The following is a 24,676-nucleotide window of genomic DNA, read 5'->3' on the forward strand; positions in this document are numbered from 1 at the left end:
TTGCCGGGCCGCAGCATTACCGCGGCGGGTTCCCCGGTTCCGGCCCCGCCGTGGTCGATGAACGCCCACAACGGGTGGAAACCATAACCTCGCTTGAACGTCGGTGCCGCGCGTTGTTTGTCCGAGTGCGCCTCGATCAGGGTGGCATCGAGATCGATCACCAGTGGTGCCGCAGCATCGGCTCCGTGGCCGGGAGCTCCGATGCCGGCGGATTTCCATGCTTGCGCTCGCGCTTGCGCGCGAGCCGATGCGATGGTCGACAACGCTTTCGGCGCATCAGCGGCCAACGCTGTGATCAGTCGTGACACCGTCGGGTCCGAGGCCACCGCACCGAAGAGCCCGGGCTCGCCTCGTAACAACGCCGGATCGGAGACACAATCCCCGCCGAGCGCGAGCATCACCGCCAGATCCGTCACGATCTTCCCGGGATCATGGCGAGCGCCGGGCCTGCACCACGGCGAAAGGTTCTGCGACAACTCCACGGTCAAACCGATCTTCTCCGCGGTCTGTAACAGCAATCCCGCCCCGGCCGGCGACACGACCGGCGACCCGCCGTTCTCGATTTTCAGCGACGGATACCACGACATGGACTCACTCACCGAAAGGGTGCTCCACAACCTCGATTTTCGATCCTCAACAAATCGAATTATCGCAGGTCGGAGCACCCTTTCGCCAATTCCGGCCCCTTCGTGCCGGAATTGGCATGAAGAGGCGAGGCCAACGGGGTCACTTCCGGCTTGATATCAAGGATGGTGAAGTCGGCCATCCACCGGTCGACCTGAATGACGGGGAAATCGGAGCCGAACAGCACCTTGTCGCGCAGCACCATATTGGCCGCTTTGACGAGTTGCGGAGGGAAATATTTCGGTGGCCATCCGGACAGATCGATGTAGACAGTTGACCTTGTCCTGATACCGCTCCCCCGCGTACCAGGCGATTCTGCGCCTGCGGGCCGATCACATCGACAGCGATCCACTGCTCATCGAGGGCGTCGGTCCCGATTACGACCCACTCGAACGGGCCATGGCACTGCGCGCGCAGGCCGCCGAGCACCGAGTCGGGTGGCGGCCGCCGGGCCGGTCGGATACCGTTCACCAGGCGGTATAGTTTTTTGTAACAAAGGATGCGCCTGATGGACGACAGTTCCCTGGTCTGGGACGTCGATGCGCTGGTCACCATCGACCAGCGCGGACTGCCACACGAGGTGCGGGAGCTACGCCTCGGCACGGTGGACGAGGTCATCACGGCTATCGAGACACTGGCCATTCGCGGTGCGCCCGCCATCGGGATAGCGGGCGCGTTCGGGGTGGTCATCGCGACCGCCGCGCACACCGTAGACGGCATCGTCGACGAGGCGCGGGTGCAGGCCGAGGCCGATCGCATCGCCGCGGCGCGGCCGACCGCGGTGAATCTGGCGTGGGCGGTCGATCGGGTCCGCACCCGTATTCCCGCGGGCGCCGACGCGGTACTCGCCGAGACCCTGGACATGCTGGCCGAGGACGGTCGCGTCAACCGGGCCGCCGCCACGCATGCCGCCGACCTGGTGCAACGGCTGTGCGCGAACCGGCCGCTGCGGGTGCTGACCCACTGCAACACCGGCCGGTTGGCGACCAGCGCGTTCGGCACCGCGATCGGCGCGCTGCGGGTGTTGAACGAGCGCGGCGCGATCGAGGACGTGCTGGTCGGCGAGACCCGCCCGCTACTGCAGGGCGCCCGGTTGACGGCGTGGGAGCTGGCCGAGGCGGGTATTCCGCACCGGCTGGTCATCGACTCGGCCACCGCGTGGGCGATGGCCACCGGCCAGGTCGACTGTGTGCTGGTCGGCGCGGACCGGGTCACCGACAACGGCGACGTGGCCAACAAGATCGGCACCTACGCCGTCGCACTCGCCGCCCGCCGGCACGGCATTCCGTTCATCGTGGTGGCGCCGGAATCGACGCGGGACCCGAACACGGCCACCGGGCGCGACATCGTCGTGGAGGAGCGGGCCGCGACCGAAGTGACCGGGTTCGGCGGCGTCGCAACGGCTCCCGCGAACACCGCGGTGTTCAACCCGGCCTTCGACGTGACGCCGAGCGAGCTGGTCACCGCGGTGGTCACCGAGAATGGCGTGGTGTACGGCACGAAAGGCGAAGCGGGAGAACCGTGTGCGGCGGCGAAGGTCGAACTCGCCGCCATCGCGAAGGAACTCTACGGTCGCGGCTGGATGCCGGGCACCGCGGGCAACCTCTCGGTGCGCGACGGCGCGACCGCGGTGGTCACCGGCAGCGGACTGTCGAAGGGCGAGCTGACACCCGAAGACATGGTGACCGTCTCGGTCGAGGAATCCACCCCGCTGCCCGGACAGCGTCGGAAACCTTCCGCCGAGACCACCATTCACACCGCGGTGTACCGCACCACCGACGCCGCGGCCGTCGTGCACGTGCACTCGCCCTTCGCAACCGCGCTGGCGACCGAGGCGGGCGCGGCCGATCGGGAAACCACCCTGCGCATCACCGATTTCGAACTCATCAAGGGGCTCGGCTCCGCCGACGAGGCGGCGATCGATATCCCGGTGTTCCCCAACTGGCGCGACGTCCCGCGCATCGGCGCGGACATCGAACGCTATCTACGCGAGAACCCCGCCGCCCCGCCCGTGTTGTGCATCGCCGGGCACGGCATCACCACTTGGGGGGAGAATCTTCCTCGGGCACGCAATCGCGCCGAATGCCTGGAGGCCCTGTGCGAACTGGTGGTTCGCACAGGCCGCAGGCAAGCCTTCGCCACCCCGCCGAGCCACTCGAGATTGGACTGATATGACCCTGCTCCAGGTGATGGCCGCCGACAACGCCGCCGACGTGCGGGTGCGGACGACCGACGACACCGTGATCGCCGCTGAACTCGCCGCGCACGGCATCACGTTCGAACACTGGCCCGTGCTCGACGATGCCACCGCGACCTCGTCGGACGACCTGCTGGCTCACTACGCCGACCGGGTCGCCGAGCTGAACGCCTCCGGCCGTTACAAGCACATCGATATCGCGCGCATCCACCCGGACGACGCGAACCCCGAGTGGCCTGCGATCGCCAAAGGCGCCCGCGAGAAGTTCCTGAACGAGCACCGACACGCCGAGGACGAGGTGCGCTACTTCGCCGCGGGTCGCGGCTGCTTCTACCTGCATCTGGGCGACGAGGTGCACGCGGTGGTGTGCGAGGGCGGCGATCTGCTCTCGGTCCCCGCGGGCACGCTGCACTGGTTCGACATGGGGACCCGTCCCGATTTCATCGCCATCCGCTTCTTCGAAGAGGAGGACGGCTGGATCGGCGACTTCACCGGCGACCGGATCAGCGAGGGCTTCCCAACCCTCGACGAACTGCTCACCGCGCCGTGACCCGCGCGATCGTCCTCGACATCGAGGGCACCACCAGCCCGACCAGTTCCGTGCGCGAAGACCTCTACGGCTACACCCGGGACCGACTGCCGCAGTGGCTGGCCGACAACAGCGCCGACGCGGCGGCGCCGGTCCTCGCGGGGGCCAGGGAACTGACCGGACGCCCCGACGCGGACACCGCCGAGGTGGCCGAGATCCTGCGGGGCTGGCTGGGCTCGGACGTGAAGGCCGAGCCGCTGAAGACCGCGCAGGGTCTGATCTGTCACGAGGGCTTCCGCAGCGGCGCCCTGCACGGCGATTTCTTCCCCGACGTCGCGCCCGCACTGACGGATTGGCGGGCCGCGGGGCTGACACTGTACGTGTACTCGTCGGGTTCGGTGCGCAACCAACGCGATTGGTTCGACTTCGCGCGCGGCGGTGAGCTCGGCTCGTTGATCAGCGGATATTTCGATCTGTCCACCGCGGGCCCGAAGCGCGAAGCCGCGTCTTACGACAAGATCGCGAGCGCGATCGGCATGCCCGCGGCCGAGATCCTGTTCCTCTCGGACCACCCGGAGGAACTCGACGCGGCCGTCGCGGCGGGATGGTCGGCCATCGGCGTGCACAGGCCGGGCGAGCCCAATCCCCCGCGCCCACCGCACCGGTGGATCGGTTCCTTCGCCGAGATCGATCCGGCCTGACCGCGCGTCCGGGCCCTACCGCCCGGACGCGGACAGGAATGCCGAGTGTCCGGCCCCGCACACACCCGCGGTCGCACGGCGCCGATGCGTCCGTGTACCGGCCGGTGGGGAAGATCCGGGGCGCGGTCGCCTTCTCCGCGGAAGGGGGCCGGCTCCGCTCGTCTTCGAATGCTTCCCAGGCGCCGTTCGGGTTTTCTTCGTCCACTCCCCGTGGGCAGTCACTCGTTCGTGTCCGGCACACCCGTCCGGGAACGGATCGTAATGCTGGCCAGAATCATGAACGGCCGTTCCAAAGACTCCAGCGGCCTTCCGTACGAACCGTGCCGCAGCGTCTCCAGAGCGACTGTGCCGTAAAGGGTGTCGTGCTGCTTTGTCTTCTACACCTGCATGACCGCACTCGCCAGAACCTTGTTCTGCCGCATGACACGTGTACCCGCATGGTTGTGCCAGTGGAATTCCGACGTCGTTTATCGACGAAGTCCGACGTCGCGCGGAGTCTGTGCGGGTGATCGTGACGTGAAAAATGACATCACTGCGCACTGGTAGGCCGTGCGCAGCCGATTCGACCCGGCGGCGTTGTGGCCATATGAACCACGGGAACCGCACCGGCTACACGCCGGCCGACACGGCCACTTCTGGCTGCCGTGCCGTTTGTGTGGCAACTATTTCGGAGGTCACGAAATCGTGGATTCTATCCGCTTCCCCGACAACGAACCGGACACCTCCCAGGCTATCTGCCCTGTGTGCACCGCCCATCGAAACGGGGGCCGGCCGTGACGATCGGGCTCCGACTCTGGCCCGTGGCCCTCATCCGCCGCGCCGTCATCCCGCGCATCTCGCCGGATCGCGGCATACAGCTCGACCTTCGACCGACAGAGCAACAGTGATCTTCTTCCACGCGAGAACCGGATGAAGCACACGCATCCGCGCACCGCAACCAAGAACACGACATCAAAATTCCTTACCGCGCCGGCGTTTGCCGAACGCCCTTCCACCAGTGATTGGCCGAGCAAATCCGCCACGCGGTCAGCCCGGCCATCGCCTCACCCGCCGATCGGGCCTCATCGGCCAGGAAGCGGTACCCGCACCGGGCGGGATCGTGCATGCCGATCACCGAGCCCAGCTCACCTCTTGGGTTGTCGGGGAGAAGATCCATTCGGCCGGGCTGCTGCCGTCGTTCGGGACCGTCGACGACGGGCTGGACAACGCGATGATGGAGTCGTTCTGGTCCTCGATGCAGATCGGACTGCTCGACCGCCAGAAATGGAAGACGCGCGTCGAACTCGCCAACGCGATCTTCGACTACACCGAGATCTTCTACAACCGCCGACGCCGCCACTCCGCACTCGGCTACCGCACACGCATCGAACACGAACTACTCTCCGAGAAAACACCCTCTACCGCTGCCAGTTGGCTACCGCGACCGGAACCCAAGAGGTGGGGCAGGCCACAACTGTCACCTCCTCGTGCAGCTGCCCCCACCGTCACTCGAGGAGAAGAGCTGATGCAGAGCGTGGAGATAGCGGTCGATTCCCTTCCACATACCGTGGCCGGCTCACCCGCCGGTGTCATGCGGGATCATTGCCCGGCGCGGAACCTACGAGCGACATCAGGCAGCGCGCCGGCGAGCCGGTCGACATGTTCGGTGAGCGTGAATTGCGCCGGGGTGACCCGCACGCAGTCACCGTGGGTGACTCCGCCACGGCGAACCGTGAAAATACCGTGCTCCTCCAGCAGGTACTGCGCGATGGCCTCGTTGTCGGCCTGAGAAGTTCGGCCCGAGACGCGGAACGAGGTGATCGCTCCATACATCGAGGGATCGTCCGGAGTCAAGATCTCGATATTGCCGATGTGCCGGACCCGGTCGACCCAATGGTTGCGCAGATGTTGCAGTCGAGCCTGCTTGACCGATGCGCCGAGCGCCTCGTGGCAGTTCAGAGCGGTGTCCACGGTGAGAAATGCGGCCGCGTCCAATGTGCCGGAATGCACTCGCGAGCGAATATCGTCGGCGGGATAGGTCTCGTCGCCGAACGCGAGATCGGTATCGCCCAGACGTTCCTTGCGTATGTAGAGGAAGCCGGCGCCGAGCGGAGCATTGATCCACTTGTGCAGGGAGAAGCCAACGAAGTCCGCCCCCAGATCGGGGATGGTGAAATCGAGCTGCCCCCATGAATGGGCGGCATCGACGATCACGTCCACTCCCCTCCGCCTGGCCATGGCGACCACTTCTCGGACCGGCACGACCAGCCCGGTGCGATTGTTCATATGGCTGAGCAGCAACAGCTTGACGCGGGGATGGTCGCGCAGGGACCACGCATAGGTGTCGAGGACCGCCTGACGCGTGGCCGGCTCCGGGATCGTGATCCGGACAACCTCGACGCCGCGCCTGCTGCGCAGCGAATTGAGCGCGTATTGGCAGCTGTGGTAGTCGAGGTCGGCATACATCACCGCATCACCGGGGCGCAGCTTGTTGTAGCCGGTGATGAGACTTTGCAGGGCCTCGGTGCCGCCGCGGGTCAGGGCGATCTCCTCGACCGACACACCGACCGCAGTGGCGAGCTGTTGTCGAATACCTTCCAGCTCGGCCTTGTATCCCGTTCTGAGCAGGTAGGAGTTGGACTCGTTGAGCCGGTCCATATTGGCCAGGTAGGCCTGCCGCACGGGGGTTGGCATGATTCCGTAGTAGCCGTTTTCCAGGTTGACGACACCCGGAGTCGTGGGGAACTGGCTCGCCACCCGTGTCCAGAACCGCTCATCACGCGCGAGTTCCTCGGGGGCACGGCCCTCGGGTGCTGGGACGGGTTCGACCTCGCGTGCCGCATCCCGGGGCCGGTCACCGCTCAAGCCTCCGGAAACCAGTAATCCCGCGCCTATTCCGGCCAAAACCCCGCGCCGTGATGTCCCCACGGTGAATCCTTTCGACGATCACAGCCGACTCGCGGAGCCGGCGACTCCTCGGGCGGGCTCTCGCAACCGGCGTGGCTCGGTCGTGAGATCGTCGACTCGGCAACCCGGGCCCGTCGCTGCGGCGATCCGTCCTGTGCTGTTCACCGTCGATCCGGCCGCCCACACGAGTGACCCGACGGTCGACCGGTACGAGTATTCACATCCTCTGCTGTATACGCAATTTCGGACTGCCGGCCCGTCGGAACAGGGAAGACAGAGCCCCTGCGTCGGGCAGCTGCGCGGTCAAATCGAAAACCGCTCTATACGACCCAGTTCACCGTGCGTTGGCTCCCGGACATATATCCAGCCTGCTGCACGTGCATCCAAGAAGTCCCCGGAATCCGCTAGAGCGCAGCTGAATGCCCATCGAGGCGTGGCCTGCCACGTGCCTTGACATCTCCTGCGCCCCGAGCTCCCTGGCCGGCTGCCATGAGATCCCTACCCCGGGCCACCGTCTGCGTACCCGGCCGTGGGTCGGCGAAACGGCCGGGCCGGGGCGGCGCGATGTGCTGTCATCGCCTTCGTTCAGTGCGGTCGGCCGGCTCGCGGTTGTGTTGTATGGCGTGCTGAGCTGCCGTGAGAGCGCATCCGAAGGCGCATCGCAGAGCTGCCCGGGTCGCCGGGTGGCCGATGATTCGTGTTGCTGTCTGCGCCATGGTGTTCATCAATGCTCCTCGTGGTAGCACTCGGTGAGACCACGTGGTGGCGCAGTCTCCCGCTCACGGCGAAATGACACCCGCGCCATCGCCGTCGCGTCACCGACGCCGAGCACCAGGCGCCCCGAGGGACGCAGTGCACGGGCGATCTCGGTGAAATGCCGTGGTCAGATCCTCGATGAAGTACACGGCGTTGGTGCCGGCCACCGCATCCACCGTTGCCGAGGCAAGAGGCAGGTCGCGCATGGCTGCGCTGTGCAATAGCAACCGGCCGCTGTCGATCTCGTTGCGGTAGCGACGGCGTACCTGGTCGATCATCGTCGGCGAGACCTCCACGCCGTGCACGGTACCGGTGTCACCGACTCGGTCCGATAACAGGCCGAGACCGACTCCGCCCCCGAAGTCGATATCGACGGCGTGGCGCCTTGGACCGGGTCTGCGGCAGCAACGGCCGCGGCCACAGTAGCGCGATTGCCGCGGTTGAGTATCCGGCCGACGAGACGCCCGATCACACCATCCGGCCATCCGAGTCGGATGCCTATCGCGTCCCACAGACGTCCTGTTATCGGCGTTTTCACAGCGCATTCATCTCGTTCGACCGGGGTAGGACCGAGCGAACATAGCTCGCCGCACGAGCAGAGCTTCGGTTCGGCATTTCTTTTCGGCAGGCCCACTGGCGCCGCGGGCTGCCGCATTTCCCGGTTCTGCCCCGAGGCGTTTCGCGCCTTTCCAAGGCGCCGGTGGCCGGGTGCTCGGCTGCCCCCGAGCGCGCGGCCCGGGGGCAGCCGAACGGGCCATCAGACGGTGGCGTTACTGCGCTGTGGAGCGGAAACGACGCATCCGCGGGCTGTTGCTGACCACGAACACCGAGGAGAACGCCATAGCCGCCCCGGCGAGCATCGGGTTGAGCAGGCCCGCCATGGCCGGCGGGTGCATCGGGGTTCGGGCCGATCGCCGCGTCGACGCCGAGAGCGATTCCGAAGACCACCGCGAGACCGAGGGCGAAGCCGGCGAACTTGCTGAGCGTGTTCACCGGGTCGCTCCTTGCCGTCGTGTCGTGATCGGGTGGGTGGTCAGTCGGCCGGCCGGCAGCCGGCTTCGTCGACAGCTGCCGCGATCGCGGCGCGCTCGACGGAAGCAGTGCTGCCGATCGTGACCAGTCCGCCGGCGAGGTCGACATCGACCGAGGTGACGCCGCCGATCTTGCCGACTTCCTCGCGGACCGAGGAGACGCAACGGCCGCAGGTCATGCCGGTGACCGTCACGGTGGTGGTTGCGGTGCTCATCTGTTCTCTCCTTGATGTCGTGGCGGCTTTCCACCGCCGAGCCAAATTCATGGCACCCCGGGCGTATATGTTCAGTGGGTTGTGATGCCTTCCTCGGTGACCTTGCCGCGCATGATCACCGACGTGAGGGCGGCTCCCGCCAGCGCGATGCCACCGGCACCGAGGAAGGCGGCGGAGAACCCGCCGGTCAACTCCGGCAAATCACCGGTCCGGTCCGCACCGAACGCGGCGGCGACCGCCGTCATGGCGGCCAGACCGAGGGCGGACCCGACCTGGTAGGCGACATTGACGATGCCCGAGGCCAACCCGCCCTCTTCCGGGCGCGCCGCAGAGATCGCGGTGCCGAGCGAGGGGATGAAGGCCAGCGACATACCTCCGGCGGCCACCAGCGAAGCGGGCAGCACGTCGACCCAGAAGTTGCCGGTCGGGCGCACCAGCGACATGATCGCCAACCCGGCGCCGAGTACGAACAGGCCCGTCACGGTCGTCACCTTGGCGCCGAAGCGCTGCATCGCCTTCGGGGCAACCGCAATCATGCCGAGCATGATCAAGGTGGTCATCGGTAGCAGTGCCGCGCCCGAGGGGAAGGCGCTGTAGCCGAGCACCTGCTGCAGGTACAGGTTCAAGAAGAACCACATCGGCACCCACGCCGCGCCCAGCAGCAGCTGCGCGAGGTTGGCCGCGGCCAGGTTCGGGGCCCGGAAGATACCCAACCGCATCAGCGGCTCGCGTCGGCGGGACTGGATGAGGACGAACCCAACCAGCAGTGCGGCGGCGATAGCCAGGACACCCCAGGTCTGTCCCGAGGCCCAACCGGCTTCCGGCGCTTGCACGATGGCGTAGACGGCCGCGGCAAGGCCCACGGTCACGGTGACCGAACCGAGCAGATCCACCGACCCCGAGCGCGCCGGCGTGCCGGGCATCAGCGCGGGAACGGCGATCAACGCCAGAATGGCGATCGGGACATTGATATAGAAAACCCAAGGCCAGCTGATGTATTCGGTGATGACACCACCGAGAAACACCCCGGCGGTGCCGCCTGCGGGCGCGGCGGCGCCGTAGACGGCGAGCGCCTTCGTCAGTTCCTGGGGTGAGGAGCCGAACACCATCATCAGCAGGGTCAACGCCGAGGGTGCGATCAACGCCGCACCGCCGCCCTGAATCGCCCGACCTGCCAACTCGATCCCCACGGTGCCCGCGGCGCCGGCGATGATCGAACCCGCCGGCAGCACCACCCAGCCCGCAGCGAACACTCGGCGCGCGCCGAGCAGATCCGACAGCCGCCCACCCAGCAGCAGCAATCCGCCGAAGGCGATCACGTAGGCGTTGAAGACCCAGGACAGGTTCTCCTGAGAGAAGCCCAACTCGGCCTGCATCTTCGGCAGCGCGATCCCGATGATCGAGGTGTCCATGATGACCATGAACTGAGCGGCGGCGATCACCGCCAGTGCCCACCATCGTCTCGAGGTGGTCTGCGTCTGTGTAGTCATGACAAAGCTTCCGTTCTTCCGAGTCGGAGTACCGACGGCACAACATATACCCCCTGGGGGTATATGTTGTCCAGGCTCCGGTGCCGCGCGGGCGACGGAGAGTCGACACCCTCATTCATCGACACCCACCCGGGCAGACGCAAAACGGCAGGAAGCCACCTCTACGGGCTCGGCGCCGACAGCTCCGACATTCGATGGGTGTGGAAGTTGCACCTACCCGACAGCGCACCCATCGATGCGGAACGCCGGCATTTGAGTACCCCACGGGGGTAAGGTATATGTTGAAGTGTCCTTCCTCCGCGGCCGGCGAGCACGATCCCGGACGGACCCGCGGACCCCCACTCGATCGACAGGAACGATATGAGTACCTCGGTCATCACCGTCGCGGGAATGACCTGCGGCGGTTGCGCCTCCAAGGTCCGGACGCACTCGGTGCCCTCGCCGGTGTCACCGACGTCTACGCCGATCCGGCCACCGGCCGGGTCACCGTCGAATCCTGCGACACGGTCGACCCCGATGCCGTCAAGAACGCCGTCGAAGCCGCCGGCTACCGAGTAATCGCCTGAGCATCGGGTTCAGGACCGGGCCGACGGCTCAGGTCTCGGCCATCGGCGCGCCGGCCGGTTCGTCCCGGTCGGCGCGCCGATAAGGCACCGAATGCCTTGTGAATCCTTCCCATGCTCGGCGTCACCGATGGACCTCGTCACAGGAGTGCGGGGATGACGGGTGTGGAGAGTGGGTTGTTCCGCGACCGTTGCGGTGTTGCTTCGCTGATATGACCTCATCGCGAGAAAATGGGTGAATCGAAGGAGGTGGTGCAGGTGAGCCGACTGTTCGAACATGCCGATGTACAGCGCAAGCGTGGAGACCGTGTTCGACACTGCGGTGCCGGCGCACCATCTCCGATGGCCGGGCGCCACCACGCGGCCCGCACCGTTGCCTGGATCCGAGTGATCCGCGATGAACCTTTCCTCATCTGTGACGCACATCGGTGGCACTGCTGACGGCGATGTTCACTCCGCCTGTTCCGGTGCGGGAAGGGTCGGCTGTTACAGGGTGGTCAGGAGCTGTTGCATGGTGCCGATTTCTTGCTGCTGAGTGTCGACGATGTCGTGGGCCATCTGCACGGCGGGCGGGAACTGCCCCTTGTCGGTCTCGGTCCGGGCCATGGTGATCGCGCCTTGGTGGTGGGCGATCATCTGCGTGAGAAACAGGCGGGCCGCGTCGGTGCCCTGAGCCTCGGACAGCGTCCGCATGTCCTGCTCACTCATCATTCCCTCCATTCCTTCCATGCCCGGCATATCATGGTCCATCCCGTGCATCCCCTGCGTATGGGTGGGTTCGCCCCACTGTTCGAGCCAGGTGGTGAGCTGGTCGATTTCCGGGGCCTGAGCGGCTTTGATCTGCTCGGCGAGATCGGTCACGGGTTCGGGGATGCCGTTTTTGGCCGACAGCATGTCGCTCATCTGCACGGCTTGACTGTGGTGGGGGATCATCATCTGCGCGAACATCACGTCCGCCTGGTTGTGGGCCTCCTCGGACGCGGAGGTGCCGGCGGTAGTCGTACCGCTCGCCGCGGTGGTGTTCGTCTCGGAGTCGCCACACGCAGCCGCGGCGAATACCACGGCGAGTGCGGCCGCTGCGGCTGCGAGGGTTTTCGTATTCATGCGAAGGGTTCCTTTCTCGGAAGGGTTGGAAGCAGTACTTCTTTCCGCGAGGACGGTGGGAATTCACCGATGCGGGTGGTCGCGCCCGGAGACCGGGTATCGGCTTCTACCACCGGCCCGTGTCCTCATGGTCGAGAGCGCGGTTGGTACCGTCATACCCTCACGGTGGTGGCCATATGCCGCCCGTCGTTCAGGGGTTCGTATCCGCTCGCGACCGAGCCGGGCGATACGACACCCACAGCGGGTCGGCGCACGGGCTTCGATGCTGCCACCACCGTGTTACCTCGGCCACCTCCGAACCGGCGTGAGGCCTCGTTACGCATGGCGGCCACGTCGGCGATCAGGAAGCCGGGCATGCATATGCGGTGGGTCGGCTCGCCCACCGCGCTGCCCCTGCGGGCCCGTCCGCCGAACCGTGCGGGGAAGCCGCGCCGGCATTCGTCGGCGTGTGAGCAACCCGGCCACGTCGATATCGCCGGTCAAACCCTCCTCGATCGGGTGCAGCCGGACACCGCCCTGCCGGGCGGGATCGAGCACAATGGTGGAGTTCGAGCGTTCGCCGCGGAACAGGACGGTCGCCAGGCCGACAACCAGTGTCCAGAACGCGAGCACGCATACCGCCGTGACGGTCCATCCGATCCAACTCGACTCACCCCACCAGCCCATCCCGATCGCCTTCTCTCGGGTCCGTAACCCCCAGCCTGGCGTGTGAACCCCTGGATTCATGTGGACGTTTTATGAAGGTTTGCTCAAGAACCCGGGCGGAAAGTCCAGGACGGTCCGCGCTGACGATGATGGACGTCATGGCCGCTTCCGTCGATGAGCCCGCTGCAACCGTTCCGACCGCGCCGGGAGCGCGCCCGCCCACAGGGCTGCGGGCGATGGTGGTCGAGGACGAGGTGCCGTTGGCAGCCCTCGTCGGAACCTATCTGGAGCGTGATGGTTTCGAGGTGGTCACCACGCACGACGGCGCCGAAGCGGTCGAGCTCGCCCGGCAGGTGGACCCCGATGTCGTGGTCCTCGACCTGGGCCTGCCGGGACTGGACGGCGTGGAGGTGTGCCGGCACCTGCGGACCTTCTCCGACGCCTATGTGGTGATGCTCACCGCCCGCACCGATGAGATCGACACCTTGATCGGACTGTCGGTCGGCGCCGACGACTACATGACCAAACCGTTCAGCCCCCGCGAGTTGGTCGCCCGTGTCCAAGCCATGCTGCGCCGCCCGCGCCACGGCGCTACCACGCGCACCGCGATGCCCTCGGCCCGAGATATCCGCACATTCGACAACCTCACCATCGATGTCAGCGGTCGAGAAGTCACCATCGACGGTGTACCGGTCTCACTCACTCGCACCGAATTCGATGTACTGGCCGCGCTGTCACGACATCCCGAGGTTGTCGTCACCCGATCGCAGCTGATCCACGCGATCTGGGGGCCGGCTTGGGTCGGTGACGAGCATCTCGTCGATGTGCACATCGGGCACCTGCGCCGTAAACTCGGCGACCACGCCGGTCGCGGCCGCTATATACGCACCGTTCGCGGCGTCGGCTACCGGATGGGTACCGGAACATGACAGCTCACCGGCACTCCCGCCCCGCACCGCCCGCCGATGCAATGTTCGCCGGATCGAGTTTCGGGACCAGGCTTCTGGTCGCGTTGACCGCGGTGGCGATCGGATGTGCCGTGAGCGCCTGGCTCGTCGCTGCCGCCTTCGCCCCCGGTATCTTCCGTGACCATCTCTCTCGAGCCGGTATCGCCCATGCATCCGCCGAGGCGGCTCATGTCGAGGAAGCGTTCATTTGGGCGATGGCCATCGCCTGGGCACTCGCGCTGGTGATCTCGGTACTACTGGCCCTGGCAGTGAGCTGGTACATCACCCGGCGCGTCCAACGTTCGATCACGGCCGTGAGCACCTCGGCCGCGCAGATCGCCGGCGGACGCTACGACACCCGCGTTCACGATCCGGGACTGGGCCGCGAATTCGACGAGCTGGCAGCCGCATTCAACGAACTCGCCCGCAGACTCGACGCAACCGAAAGCACTCGCCGCAGAATGCTGTCCGACCTCGCCCACGAAATGCGCACTCCCCTGGCCACACTCGACTCCTACCTCGAAGCGCTCGAAGACGGCGTCCGCACCCTCGACGACGACACCCTGCAGGTACTACGCGCCGGCACCCAGCGCCTGGGACGCCTCGCCCAAGATATCAGCGCCGTATCTCGGGCCGAAGAGCGTCTCGACCACCTCGAGCCGATTCCGACCGACACCGGCCGCCTGGCCGCTGCCGCGGTCCACGGGGTCCAGAACCGCTTCGCCGACAAAGGCGTCACCCTGCATCTCCATATCGATGATTCCGCCATTGTGACAGTAGACCCGGACAGGATCGGCCAAGTATTGAGCAACCTCCTCGACAACGCCCTGCGCCACACCCCGAGTGGCGGCACGGTCACCGTCACCACTCGGCTCCTCGACCGCACCCGCGCGGAAATATCTGTCGCCGATACCGGTGACGGCATCGCTCCCGAACACCTCGGTCACGTGTTCGATCGCTTCTATCGCGTCGACACCGCCCGCGACCGCCGACACGGCGGCAGCGGCATCGGCCTGACCATCACCCGTGCCCTCGTCGAAGCCCACAGAGGCCAAATCCAGGCATACAGTGACGGCCCGGGCCGAGGAGCATGCTTCGCTGTCCGACTCCCCACTGCCGGACAGTGACAGAACCCCTTCAGATCTCGCTCCCAACTCGGCATCGCCGATCTGCCGTGTCCCAGGCAGTACATCGCACGCAAGCCAACACGATACGAACATCATGGCGATATCGTCCGTGCCTACGACCTGACGGAATTCGCCGACATCGAGGCAAGCCGGCGGCACGGTCGCCGATCGGGCGTGGTCAAATCGATCCGGCAACGGCGACGCCATGGGCATGACATGGCGGGGGATGATGCCGCCGAAGCAGGTGTCCTCACGCGAAGACTTGTCCGGCCCCGAACCGACCGCATGTGGCCGGAAATGATGATCAACCGGGCTCGGCTCACCAAAGCAGCCCTTCCTACCTCGTGCGACGCGGCGGCAGGGGCTCCGAAGAGTGCGCCCGGCATGCACTCGGCCGGGTCGGATGGAGCGGGTCGGTGTCCCAGGCGACCGGCGGGATCATCAGTACCGGACGACGGAACCGGTGCGGTGCGGCGATCGCAGAACACAGCGCCACATCGCGGTCCAATGACGAACCAACGAAGTCCATCGGCTCGTCGATGCCCACCTCGTCGAGCAATGCCAACAGGTCCCGACCGAAGTCCTCGGATCGGTAGTCCTCGACGTGCGGGCGGCCTGTCGAGTGTCCGTGGCCTCGCTGATCGTAGGCCGGCAGTTGGCGGTCGCCGGCCACCGCTTCGATATCGAACAGGTTCGGGCCGCGCACGGCAGCACGACTGAGCAGGACCCCGTGCGCATAGCCGAGAGGATGTTCGGAATCTCGCCCACCGCGCTCCCGCCCCCACCTCGAGAGCACCCATCCTTAGGCCAACCTCTCCATTCCGCAGTTCACCCTTCCAGCACCGCCTACACCCTGTTCGGAGATGCCAACTTGCCATATACCCCCCGGGGGTATATGGTTCCTTTCGTCCCGCCGACGACGAGAACAGGAAGATCACAATGAACGCCTCGAACCATGCCGCCCATGGCCACCACGGACATCATGCGGGCCACGACGGCATCGCCGCGGCTCCGCGTACCGGTCACGGAACACACCACGGACACGCCGACCATGCCGTCGCGGAGCACACCGGTCACGCTGGCCACGACGCTCCGGCGTTTCCCGGCGGATTGTTGATCACCCAGGACGGGTACACACTCGAACTACGGGACACCGTGCTACAGCCGGGCGAGATCGACTTCCGCTTCCGCATCCTCGGTCCCGACGGCCGGCCGGTCACCGACTACACCCCGATTCACGACAGGGAACTGCACCTGATCGTCGTTCGTCGTGAGTTGACCGGCTTCTGGCATGTCCATCCGCGACTCGGCACCGACGGCACCTGGTCGGTGCGTCTGAATCTCCCGGAGGCCGGTGCCTATCGGGTCTTCACCGATATCGCTCCCCGCGATCTCGGCCGCACCATCACCCTCGGTGCGGACCTCGCCGTCACCGGAATCTATGCCCCACTCCCGATCCCCGCGCCGGTCCGCACCGCCGTGGTAGACGACTACGAGGTCGAACTGCGGGGCGAGCTCACCACCGGCGCCGGAAGCCTTCTCACCCTCACCGTCCGCAAGGACGGCACCCCGGTCACCGATCTGCAGCCCTACCTCGCGGCCTTCGGACACCTGGTCGTCATCCGCGGCGGCGACCTGGCCTATGTCCACGTCCACCCCAACGGCGAGCCCGGCGACGGCGTGACCGCCCCCGGTCCCGACATCACTTTCCACACCGCCGTACCCGGCCCCGGCGTCTACCGTCTGTTCCTCGACTTCAAGCACGAAGGGACCGTCCACACAGCGGCCTTCACCCTGCCCGCCGACACATCCCACCACCACTGACGATCGAACCGCGCCACCCGTCTGCGCGGCGATCCCCGAAGGAGTCCCATGTGCGACCGCTGTTGTCCATCGACTCGTGCTCCGCCCCTCTCCGGCAGGGATGTAATTCCGAGATGATCACCTCGTTGTTCACCCACCGTGACTATCTGCGACTGTTCACCGCCCAAGTGTCGGCCCTATTCGGCACCGGACCGACCACCGTCGCCCTGGGACTGCTCGCCTACGAACTCGCCGGAGCCGACGCGGCCGCAGTGCTCGGCACCGCACTGATCCTCGAAATGCCGGTTACGTGACGGTCGCGCCGCTCATGGCAGCCTTGCCGACCGGTTCCCGCGCAGGCTGTTCCTGGGCGGGCTCAATATGGCCCGGGCCGGGGTGGTGTTGGCGCTGCCGGGCCTCACGGTGATCGCGGCGCCGATACCGGTGTATGCGCGCGCATGGACGCCCGTCGTCTCGGCGGGTGACCGGCCCTGCCGTGCCCGCGGCGTAAGCTGAGTGGTGACCTGCCACACTCGGACGACGCCCGATCAGGGAGTGCCATGTGTCGCTTGTTCGGATTGTCCGCCGCACCGCGGCGGGTGCGGGCCACGTTCTGGTTGCTGGACGCGCCGGACAGCCTGTCGGAACAGAGTCGGCGCATGCCCGACGGCGTCGGCCTGGGCACCTTCACCGCGCACGGGTCCACGCGAGTGGAGAAGCAACCGATGGCCGCGTACGAGGATGCGCAGTTCGCCCGCGAGGCGCGAGAACGGGAATCGGCGACCTTCGTGGCGCACATCCGCTACGCGTCCATCGGCGGTCTGGAACCACGCAACACCCATCCCTTCGAACAACACGGCCGGCTGTTCGCCCACAACGGCGTGCTGCAGGGCCTCGACGAACTGGACGCTGAACTCGGTGACTACGGCGGGCTCGTGCACGGCGACACCGACTCCGAACGGTTCTTCGCGCTGATCACACAGCGCACCGATCGGCACGACGGCGACGTCACCGCGGGCATCACCGACGCCGTCCGCCGGCTCGCGGACCGATTGCCCGTCTATGCCCTGAATCTGGTACTGACCACCGCCACCGATCTGTGGGCGCTGCGCTATCCGGACACCCACGACCTGTTCGTGCTGGAGCGCGCGGCAGGCGGACCGCATGGCGGACGCCACCTCGATCACGCGGGCCGAGCGGGAATCCGCACTCGCAGTGCCGAGCTGGCCAATTTTCCCGCGGTGGTCGTGGCAAGCGAGCGCACGGACGAGGACCCCGGGTGGCGATCGTTGGCGCCCGGGGAATTACTGCACGTCGACGGCCGCAACCGGATCCGGGTGGCGACGATCCTGAGTCACCCACCACGCCATCTGCTGACCCTCGCACAGCTCGATGAAACGGCCGCCGCTTCGCAAAGGGGGCGGTGAACCGTCCTCGACTGTCCGCCGCTCGCCAGGGGACGGAGCATCGAGGATACGTAATCCGTCCCGCCGCGACCCCTTCCGGCGTATTCGGTTCTCACCCCTACGACACGCTGGAGCATCTGCTCGACGGAGTCACCGCGTCCTACAAATGAGGGCGGGCTCGGGTGTGTCCGCGCCCGTGTTTCGGTGGGGACGATCCGGGCATCCCCCGGGCAGGCCACCGTGCCACCGGTAGACGGAAATCGCTCAGTCGCGGGACAAAAAGCCGGAGGCGATGAACTCCCGGACGAACGTGTCCACCACGGCGCGGTCCACCGCCGGACAGGTGACCCCGGTGCCCGCCAATGCCGCGCGGCTGTGGCTGTCGCCCCAGTCGAGGTGACCGGCGAGGCCGGCGAAATCGTGACTGAGTAATGCCGCGCGCACCAGTGAGTCGTCGCCGATCGCGTCCCGGCGTCGTGCCTCCCGTTCGAGACTCGCGCGCACCGTGTCCTCCGGCATCGTCGCCAGTGGCAGTCCGTGCGCGCGGAGGCTGGCAAGGATCTCACCGACCGGCACGGGCGTTCGGTTGACCAGGTGGTAGACGGTCTCCGAACGGGGGCGAATGGAGATCTCCACAATCGCCGCCGCCACGTAACCGACCGGAACCAGCGAGACGGTCGCGTCGCCGACCTCGGGCGTCATACCGAGCCTGGCGGCGGCGCGAACCATGTTCCACAGCGAGTCGTCCGGGCTGTTCACGCCGATGTCCGGGCAGCCGCAGATGGTTCCCGGCCGGTAGATCGCGATGGGCACGCCGCGCTCGCCCGCCTGGCGGACCAGTTCCTCGGCAACCCACTTGGACGCGAGGTAGCCGTTACCCGGTACTTCATCGGCGCGCAGCCGGACCGTCTCCGCGACCACCGCTGATTCCGGCTTCGCGGCCACCGCGGCGCCGATGGTGGAGACGAAGTGGACCGGCTTGACCCGCCGGGCTGTGGCCAGCCGCAACAGCTCCCGGGTGCTCTCGACGTTCGCCTGCCGCAGCCGTGCGTACGGGTCGACATGGTTGACCCGGGCGCCATTGTGGTAGATCGCTTCGACGCCGTCCGCTAGACGGTCGTAGTCGGCGGGGTCGAGGCCCAGGCGCGGTACGGTGAGGTCGCCCACGACCACGGCGATCCGCTCCGCGGCGGTTGTGCCGGAGAGCCGGTAGTAGTTCAGTGCCGCGCGGATCCGGTTGATGCCGTCTTCGGCGTCGTCCGCGCGGACCAGGCACCAGACCCTCGCCTGGGTGCGATCGAGCAGTGCTTGCAGTAGGTGCACCCCGAGAAATCCGGTTGCGCCGGTGAGCAGGACCTCCTGCACCAGGCCGGTATGCGCGGGCGTGCATCCGCCGATGCCGATCTCGGGTTCCAGCACTGCGTCGCGTTCCGGTGTCGCGGCGGTCGGTTCGTCCGAGCCGGACAGGCGTGCGGCGAGTCCGCCGACGGTAGGCGCCGCGAGGATCGCCGACATCGGCACGTCGCGGCGCAACCGGGCCGATAGTTTCCGGTGCAGCGTGAACGTGAGTAGCGAAGACCCGCCGAGCTCGAAGAAGTCGTCTCCTACCCCGATCGGGGAGACCGCGAGCACGTCGGCGAAGACGTCCGCGATCGCGCGCTCGAGCGGGCTGCCGGGGTGCGCGTCCGTGCGTGCGGTGAACACCGGTTGCGGCAGGGCGGCACGGTCAAGTTTTCCGCTGGTGTTGACCGGGAACGCGTCCAGCGCCAGCACCGCGGACGGCACCATGTAGCCGGGCAGCACACGGGATACGGCGTGCCGCACCGCGTCCGGGTCGACTGTGGCGCCCGGCGCGGCGACGATGTAGCCGACCAGCCGATCTCCGGCATCCGAATGCTTGACCGAGACGGCCGCCTGTCCGACCGCCGCGTCGGCCAGCAGGGCCGCCTCGATCTCGCCGAGTTCGATACGGTGGCCCCGTATCTTGACCTGGAAGTCCGTGCGCCCCAGATAGTCCAGGGTGCCATCGCGGTTCCAGCGCACCAGGTCACCCGTCCGATACATCCGTTGGCCGGAATGCAGCGGATCGGCGAGGAAGCGGGCCGCCGTCAGTCCCGGTGCGCCGTGGTAGCCGCGAGCGAGCTGAATTCCGCCCAGGTAGAGTTCGCCTGCCACACCGACCGGGACCGGTTTCAAACGTTCGTCGAGGACCAGGCACCGCGAATTCCATTCCGGCACGCCGATGGACACGCTCGCCGCGGTGTGATCCGCTGCCGATACGGCATGTTGGGTGATGCTGACCGCGGCTTCGGTCGGCCCGTACAGATTGTACAGCCGGGCCCGCGTCACGTTCGCGAAGCCGCGCGCGGTCTCCGGCGGCAGTGCCTCGCCGATGACGAAAGCCGCTCGCAGCGAGGACAACTCGTCCACCGTCGCGTGCTCGGCGAAGATCGTGAGCATCGCCGGAACGAAATCGGTGAGCGTCACCCGGTGCTCGGCGATCAGGCGGCACAGCGCCGCCGGGTCGCGGTGCTCGTCCGCACCGGCCAGGATCAGCCGTGCGCCCGCGCGCAGCGGCAGGAAGTAGCCCCATAGTGACACGTCGAAGGTCGCCGGAGTCTTGTGCAGGTACACGTCATCGGCGTCGACGCCGTACTCGGTTTGCATCCAGGCCAGTTGGTGCACGATCGACCTGTGGCTGACCGTGACGCCTTTCGGGCGTCCGGTCGACCCGGACGTGTAGATGACGTACGCGGGATGATCGGGGTGCCACGGCGCCCGCAGCTCCACGTCGAGCAGGGGTGCCGCATCGAAGCGGTCGAGGTCCAAGTCGTCGACATCCTGCGCCTCGGCGGCCGTGAAATCGTCACCGCCGCAGGTCAGCACGCACTGCGGCGCCGCTGATTCCAGCACGTACCGGATGCGTTCGACGGGGTGGCCGGGATCGATCGGCACCCAGGCCCCGCCCGCCGCCGCGATCGCCTGTAGTGCGACGACCTGCTGGATCGACCGCCGCATCGCCACCGCCACGACGGTCTCCGGACCGACGCCCTGATCGATCAGCCAGCGGGCCAGGCGTGCGGACCGCTCGCGCAGTTGCGCATAGGTGAGCGACTCGGACCCGCAAACCACGGCGATCGCGTCCGGCGTCGCCGCGGCCTGCCGGGTCAGCGCCGCGCCCAGCGGCTCCGGCGGGACCTCGTGTTCTGATCCGGTGCCCCAGAGCCGGACCTGCTTGTGCTCGACCGGATCCATGATGTCCAGGTCGCCGACGGCAACGGCGGGGTCGGCCGCGACCTGCAGCAGGACGCGGATATAGCCGTCGAGGAATCGCTGCACGGTGTGCTCGTCGAAGAGATCGGTGCTGTACGCGAACCGGATGATGATCTCGCCCGGCTCTCCGTCGGCGTCACGGGTGTCGACCACGCCGATGTGCAGGTCGGTTTTCGCCGTATCGGCGCCCACGTCGAGGAACGACACGCTCGATCCCGACAGGTCGAGCGTGGCCTGCGTGAAGTTCTGGAACGCGAAGCCGACCTGGTAAAGCGGGTGCCGTCCCGGTGAGCGGACCGGGTTGACCGCGTCGACCACGTGCTCGAACGGCACCTCGGAGTGCGCGAAGTTGGCCAGGTCCCGTTCCCTGGTCCGGGCCAGGAGCGCGGCGAAGGTCTCGGCGGAATCGATCCGGGTCCGCGACACGGTCGTGTTGACGAACATGCCGACTACGCCGGCCAACGCGGGCTCGGCCCGGTTGGTCATCGGCACACCGATCGCGATGTCCGTGCTCCCGGACAGATGGGCCAGCAGCACAGCGAGCGCGGAGCGCATCACCATGAACAGCGTCGCCCGGTGCGTACCCGCGACGGCGAGCAGATCGCGGTGCAGGGTCGCGGGCGCGGTCCGCTGGGTCGCCGAGCCGCGCAGCGTGGCCACCGGCGGACGCGGCCGGTCGGCGGGCAGGTCGAGTTCGTCGGGCAGGCCTGCCAGCTCGGCGGTCCAATACGAGAGCTGCTGCGACAGCATCGAATCCGGATCGTCGCGAGAGCCGAGCAGGTCCTGCTGCCACAGTGCGTAGTCGGCGTACTGCACGTCCGGTGGCTGCCATGTCGGAGCGGCTCCGCCGCTGCGGGCAGCGTAGGCCAGGGCCACGTCGCGGGCCAGTGGCGCCAGTGAGGATCCATCGGCACAGATGTGGTGCAGCGCGCACACCAGGACGTACTCGGTCGGGGTGCGCAGCAGCCGAACGCGTAGCGGCACCTCGGACGACACGTCGAACCCGTGCCGCAGGATCGCGCGTGCCCGGTCGGGCACCACCTCGTCGGGCAGTTCTTCCACCGCGAATCCGCCGAGCACCCGGTCGGCGTCGAGGATGAGCTGCCGCGGCCCGGTCTCGTCGGCGGGGTACATCGTGCGTAGCGACTCATGCCGCTCCACGGTGTCCGCGAAGGCCGCGCGCAAGGCGGGGACGTCCAGCTCCGACAGCCGCAGCGCGAAGCCGACATTGTCCACCGACGAGGATGTGTCGAACTGGTTGCGCAGCCAGAACCGCAGCTGGGCGGGTGAGAGCGGGATACGCCCGGGCCGCGTTCGAGCGCGCAGAACCGGGCGGGCTTTGTCGAAATGCTGCGAGCGGATCGCCTTGGCCAGGGTACCGACGGTCGGATGGTCGAACACCAGCCGCGGCGGGATATGGATCCGCCAGGTTTCGCTCAGGCGCGCGGCGACCTGCGTGGCCAATATGGAATTGCCGCCCGCCGCGAAGAAATCGGTATCCGCTCCGAACCGCTCTCGGCCCAGCACGCGGGCGATGACTTCGGCGACCAGTTCCTCACCGACGTCGGCGGCGGGCCGGAAGTCCGGCTCGTCCAGTGCGCGGACGCGCAGAGCGCCCCGATCGGCTTTGCCGGTGGGGGTCCGCGGGATTCGATCCAGGACGACGATCGTGTTGGGCACCATGTATTTCGGCAGCAGCGCCGCCAGCGCGTCCTCCAGGGCGATGGTGTCGGGTGCGTGCCCGGGTTCGGGCTGGACGAACGCGACCAGCACGGTGTCGCCCGCCGCGGTTTTGCGATCGACGGTCACGGCGATCCGGACGCCGGGCTGCGTAGACAGGATCGTGTCGATCTCGCCGAGTTCGATCCGGAAGCCTCGGATCTTGACCTGGTCGTCCGCCCGTCCGACATAGTCCAGATCTCCGGTGGTGGTGCGCCGGACGAGATCGCCGGTGCGATACATCCGCGAGCCGGGCGAGCCGAACGGGTCGGCGAGGAACCGTTGCGCGGTCAGACCGGAACGTCCGTGATATCCCCTGGCCACCCCGGTCCCGGATGCGTACAGCTCACCCACGACACCGACACCCACCGGCCGCAGCCGATGGTCGAGCACGTGGCAGCGCATGCCGCGCACCGCCGATCCGATGGTAACCGGTACCTCCGAGGACAGCGCCGGACTGAGCGTGGCCATGATGGTCGTTTCGGTGGGGCCGTAGGCGTTGTGAAACAGACGGCCGCCGGTCGCCCAGTGTCGCGGCAGCACCGGGGGGCACGGCTCGCCACCGACCACAACCGAGCGCAATACGGCCAGTCCGGTCGGCTCGATCGATGCCAGCGCCGACGGAGTCAGGAAAGCATGGGTGATCGCCCGTCGCGCCAGCAGTTCGACCAGGGCGCTGCCGCCGTAGAGGGTTGGCGGGGCGATCACCAGTGTGGCGGCGCAGGAAATTGCGAGCAACAGTTCCAGGACCGAGGCGTCGAAGCTCGGCGACGCGAAGTGCAGTACCCGCGCATCGTGGTTCAGCCCGTGGCGCGCGACGAGTTCGGCGCACAGCGGAGCGAGCCCGGCGTGGGTGACCGTGACGCCTTTCGGGCGTCCGGTGGAACCGGACGTGTAGATCAGGTAGGCGGTATGGGCAGCCCGGAGCCGCGTGGGCCGTTCGAAGTACGCGATCGGGTTCGCGGGCTTCGCCGCCACCCGCGCCACCACCTCGGCGTCGTCCAGTGCGAGCCACGGCACGCCGGTGGGCAGTGCGGTCATATGCTCGCTTCGTGTCAGTCCGAGGCAGGCGCCGCTGTCATCGATCTGGAACCGGATGCGGGACAAGGGAAGTGCCGGATCGATGGGCACGAAGGCCGCGCCGGTTTTCGCGATCGCCCACACCGCGAGCACCGACTCGAGCGAACGCGGGAGTGTCACCGCGACGACCTTTTCCGGTCCCGCGCCGGAGTCGAGCAGTATCCGCGCCAGCCGGGACGAGCGGGCGTCGAGCTCGCGGTAGGTGATCTCGACGTCGTCACAGACCACGGCGACACCATCGGGATTGTGCTCCGCGGCAGCGGCGAGCAGGGCGGCGAGCGTGGGTGTGTCGGCCTCGGCTGATCGGTGGCGACGTCCGCTCCGGACGGGTGGGCGAGGGCCCTGGATACCGCTGGTCATGTCTTCGTCCCGTTCCGCGTGTCAGCAAACGCGGCAGATGCTATAGACACGCAGCGGGGTTGTCCACAGATGAGAAGGTTCCGTCGCTCTTTTTCGCAACGGAGTTCGCATTATCCGGGAGCACGCATCGCGACGCCGTTCGGCACGCAGCGAGCCCGAGAGGATCGATCCCTCGCTCCCGTCGAAAGTCCGGCCGGGACGGATGAGCGAGCGGAAACCC

The 24,676-nt window shown here is 67.2% G+C and carries 19 protein-coding genes and 2 pseudogenes; 10 read left to right on the forward strand and 11 right to left on the reverse strand.

The genetic code is table 11. From position 1 onward, the window contains the following. A partial coding sequence (locus tag ON20_RS28675; RefSeq protein ID WP_040840855.1) for an IS1380 family transposase occupies nucleotides 1-599 on the reverse strand: 599 nt, incomplete at its 3' end. A 47-nt stretch (nucleotides 600-646) separates the two neighbouring features. Continuing rightward, nucleotides 647-904, reverse strand: a pseudogene (locus ON20_RS35190) (amidohydrolase family protein); the annotation flags it as partial. Between the two features lie 219 nt (nucleotides 905-1,123). On the opposite strand from ON20_RS35190, the gene ON20_RS28685 reads away from it, so the two are divergent. From ON20_RS28685 to ON20_RS35200, 4 genes and pseudogenes are all read left to right on the forward strand, one after another. Further along, nucleotides 1,124-2,794 (forward strand): bifunctional S-methyl-5-thioribose-1-phosphate isomerase/methylthioribulose 1-phosphate dehydratase, encoded by a 1,671-nt coding sequence (locus tag ON20_RS28685; protein ID WP_040840807.1) that lies wholly within the window; start codon nucleotides 1,124-1,126, stop codon nucleotides 2,792-2,794. Between the two features lies 1 nt (nucleotide 2,795). Further along, nucleotides 2,796-3,371 carry a 1,2-dihydroxy-3-keto-5-methylthiopentene dioxygenase gene (locus ON20_RS28690; protein ID WP_040840809.1) on the forward strand — a complete coding sequence of 192 codons (576 nt, stop codon included), beginning with the start codon at nucleotides 2,796-2,798 and terminating at the stop codon, nucleotides 3,369-3,371. Then, complete coding sequence (gene mtnC, locus ON20_RS28695; protein WP_040840812.1) at nucleotides 3,368-4,051, forward strand: acireductone synthase; 684 nt, start codon at nucleotides 3,368-3,370, stop codon at nucleotides 4,049-4,051. Before ON20_RS28690 ends, mtnC begins: the two co-directional genes overlap by 4 nt. A gap of 1,081 nt (nucleotides 4,052-5,132) precedes the next feature. Continuing rightward, nucleotides 5,133-5,429, forward strand: a pseudogene (locus tag ON20_RS35200) (integrase core domain-containing protein); the annotation flags it as partial. Between the two features lie 200 nt (nucleotides 5,430-5,629). Here the strand turns inward: ON20_RS35200 and ON20_RS28705 are convergent. From ON20_RS28705 to ON20_RS28720, 5 genes are all read right to left on the reverse strand, one after another. Further along, nucleotides 5,630-6,958 (reverse strand): aminotransferase class V-fold PLP-dependent enzyme, encoded by a 1,329-nt coding sequence (locus ON20_RS28705; protein ID WP_040840816.1) that lies wholly within the window; start codon nucleotides 6,956-6,958, stop codon nucleotides 5,630-5,632. Nucleotides 6,959-7,752: 794 nt separating this feature from the next. Then, nucleotides 7,753-8,238: a class I SAM-dependent methyltransferase gene (locus tag ON20_RS35205; protein WP_083865417.1), complete on the reverse strand. Its 486-nt coding sequence runs from the start codon at nucleotides 8,236-8,238 to the stop codon at nucleotides 7,753-7,755. After that, nucleotides 8,228-8,686: a hypothetical protein gene (locus ON20_RS37020; RefSeq protein WP_157229100.1), complete on the reverse strand. Its 459-nt coding sequence runs from the start codon at nucleotides 8,684-8,686 to the stop codon at nucleotides 8,228-8,230. Before ON20_RS37020 ends, ON20_RS35205 begins: the two co-directional genes overlap by 11 nt. A 40-nt stretch (nucleotides 8,687-8,726) precedes the next feature. After that, nucleotides 8,727-8,939 carry a heavy-metal-associated domain-containing protein gene (locus ON20_RS28715; RefSeq protein WP_040840818.1) on the reverse strand — a complete coding sequence of 71 codons (213 nt, stop codon included), beginning with the start codon at nucleotides 8,937-8,939 and terminating at the stop codon, nucleotides 8,727-8,729. A 71-nt stretch (nucleotides 8,940-9,010) separates the two neighbouring features. Further along, nucleotides 9,011-10,429, reverse strand: coding sequence for an MFS transporter (locus ON20_RS28720; RefSeq protein WP_040840820.1), 1,419 nt, complete (start codon nucleotides 10,427-10,429; stop codon nucleotides 9,011-9,013). A gap of 404 nt (nucleotides 10,430-10,833) precedes the next feature. Between ON20_RS28720 and ON20_RS28725 the strand changes: the two genes are divergently transcribed. Continuing rightward, nucleotides 10,834-10,995: a heavy-metal-associated domain-containing protein gene (locus ON20_RS28725; protein WP_438803453.1), complete on the forward strand. Its 162-nt coding sequence runs from the start codon at nucleotides 10,834-10,836 to the stop codon at nucleotides 10,993-10,995. 483 nt (nucleotides 10,996-11,478) lie between these two features. Here ON20_RS28725 and ON20_RS28735 read toward each other — a convergent pair whose 3' ends face one another. Both ON20_RS28735 and ON20_RS28740 read right to left on the reverse strand, forming a co-directional pair. Then, nucleotides 11,479-12,096 (reverse strand): DUF305 domain-containing protein, encoded by a 618-nt coding sequence (locus ON20_RS28735; protein WP_040840824.1) that lies wholly within the window; start codon nucleotides 12,094-12,096, stop codon nucleotides 11,479-11,481. Between the two features lie 315 nt (nucleotides 12,097-12,411). Then, nucleotides 12,412-12,762 carry a hypothetical protein gene (locus ON20_RS28740; RefSeq protein WP_051163580.1) on the reverse strand — a complete coding sequence of 117 codons (351 nt, stop codon included), beginning with the start codon at nucleotides 12,760-12,762 and terminating at the stop codon, nucleotides 12,412-12,414. A 215-nt stretch (nucleotides 12,763-12,977) separates the two neighbouring features. Between ON20_RS28740 and ON20_RS28745 the strand changes: the two genes are divergently transcribed. After that, a complete protein-coding gene (locus ON20_RS28745; protein ID WP_040840859.1) occupies nucleotides 12,978-13,670 on the forward strand; it encodes a response regulator in 693 nt (230 codons plus the stop codon). Beyond that, nucleotides 13,667-14,815: a sensor histidine kinase gene (locus tag ON20_RS28750; RefSeq protein ID WP_438803454.1), complete on the forward strand. Its 1,149-nt coding sequence runs from the start codon at nucleotides 13,667-13,669 to the stop codon at nucleotides 14,813-14,815. Before ON20_RS28745 ends, ON20_RS28750 begins: the two co-directional genes overlap by 4 nt. Nucleotides 14,816-15,152: 337 nt before the next feature. On the opposite strand, the gene ON20_RS28755 is transcribed toward ON20_RS28750, so the two are convergent. Further along, a complete protein-coding gene (locus ON20_RS28755; protein WP_157229101.1) occupies nucleotides 15,153-15,611 on the reverse strand; it encodes an alpha/beta fold hydrolase in 459 nt (152 codons plus the stop codon). A 143-nt stretch (nucleotides 15,612-15,754) separates the two neighbouring features. On the opposite strand from ON20_RS28755, the gene ON20_RS28760 reads away from it, so the two are divergent. The 3 genes from ON20_RS28760 to ON20_RS28770 all read left to right on the forward strand — a co-directional run bounded on the left by ON20_RS28760 (nucleotide 15,755) and on the right by ON20_RS28770 (nucleotide 18,045). Further along, nucleotides 15,755-16,639 (forward strand): DUF8832 domain-containing protein, encoded by an 885-nt coding sequence (locus tag ON20_RS28760; RefSeq protein ID WP_040840829.1) that lies wholly within the window; start codon nucleotides 15,755-15,757, stop codon nucleotides 16,637-16,639. Between the two features lie 113 nt (nucleotides 16,640-16,752). After that, on the forward strand, nucleotides 16,753-16,932 hold the full coding sequence (locus ON20_RS41160; RefSeq protein ID WP_040840831.1) for a hypothetical protein: 180 nt from the start codon (nucleotides 16,753-16,755) through the stop codon (nucleotides 16,930-16,932). Nucleotides 16,933-17,178: 246 nt separating this feature from the next. Further along, nucleotides 17,179-18,045 carry a class II glutamine amidotransferase gene (locus tag ON20_RS28770; protein WP_040840833.1) on the forward strand — a complete coding sequence of 289 codons (867 nt, stop codon included), beginning with the start codon at nucleotides 17,179-17,181 and terminating at the stop codon, nucleotides 18,043-18,045. A 243-nt stretch (nucleotides 18,046-18,288) separates the two neighbouring features. Here ON20_RS28770 and ON20_RS28775 read toward each other — a convergent pair whose 3' ends face one another. After that, entirely contained in the window at nucleotides 18,289-24,456 is a 6,168-nt protein-coding gene (locus ON20_RS28775) for a non-ribosomal peptide synthetase (RefSeq protein WP_051163582.1), read from the reverse strand. Nucleotides 24,457-24,676: the final 220 nt, after the last annotated feature.

This window comes from Nocardia brevicatena NBRC 12119 (assembly GCF_000308495.1).
In the GTDB taxonomy this organism is placed as follows: Bacteria; Actinomycetota; Actinomycetes; order Mycobacteriales; family Mycobacteriaceae; genus Nocardia; species Nocardia brevicatena.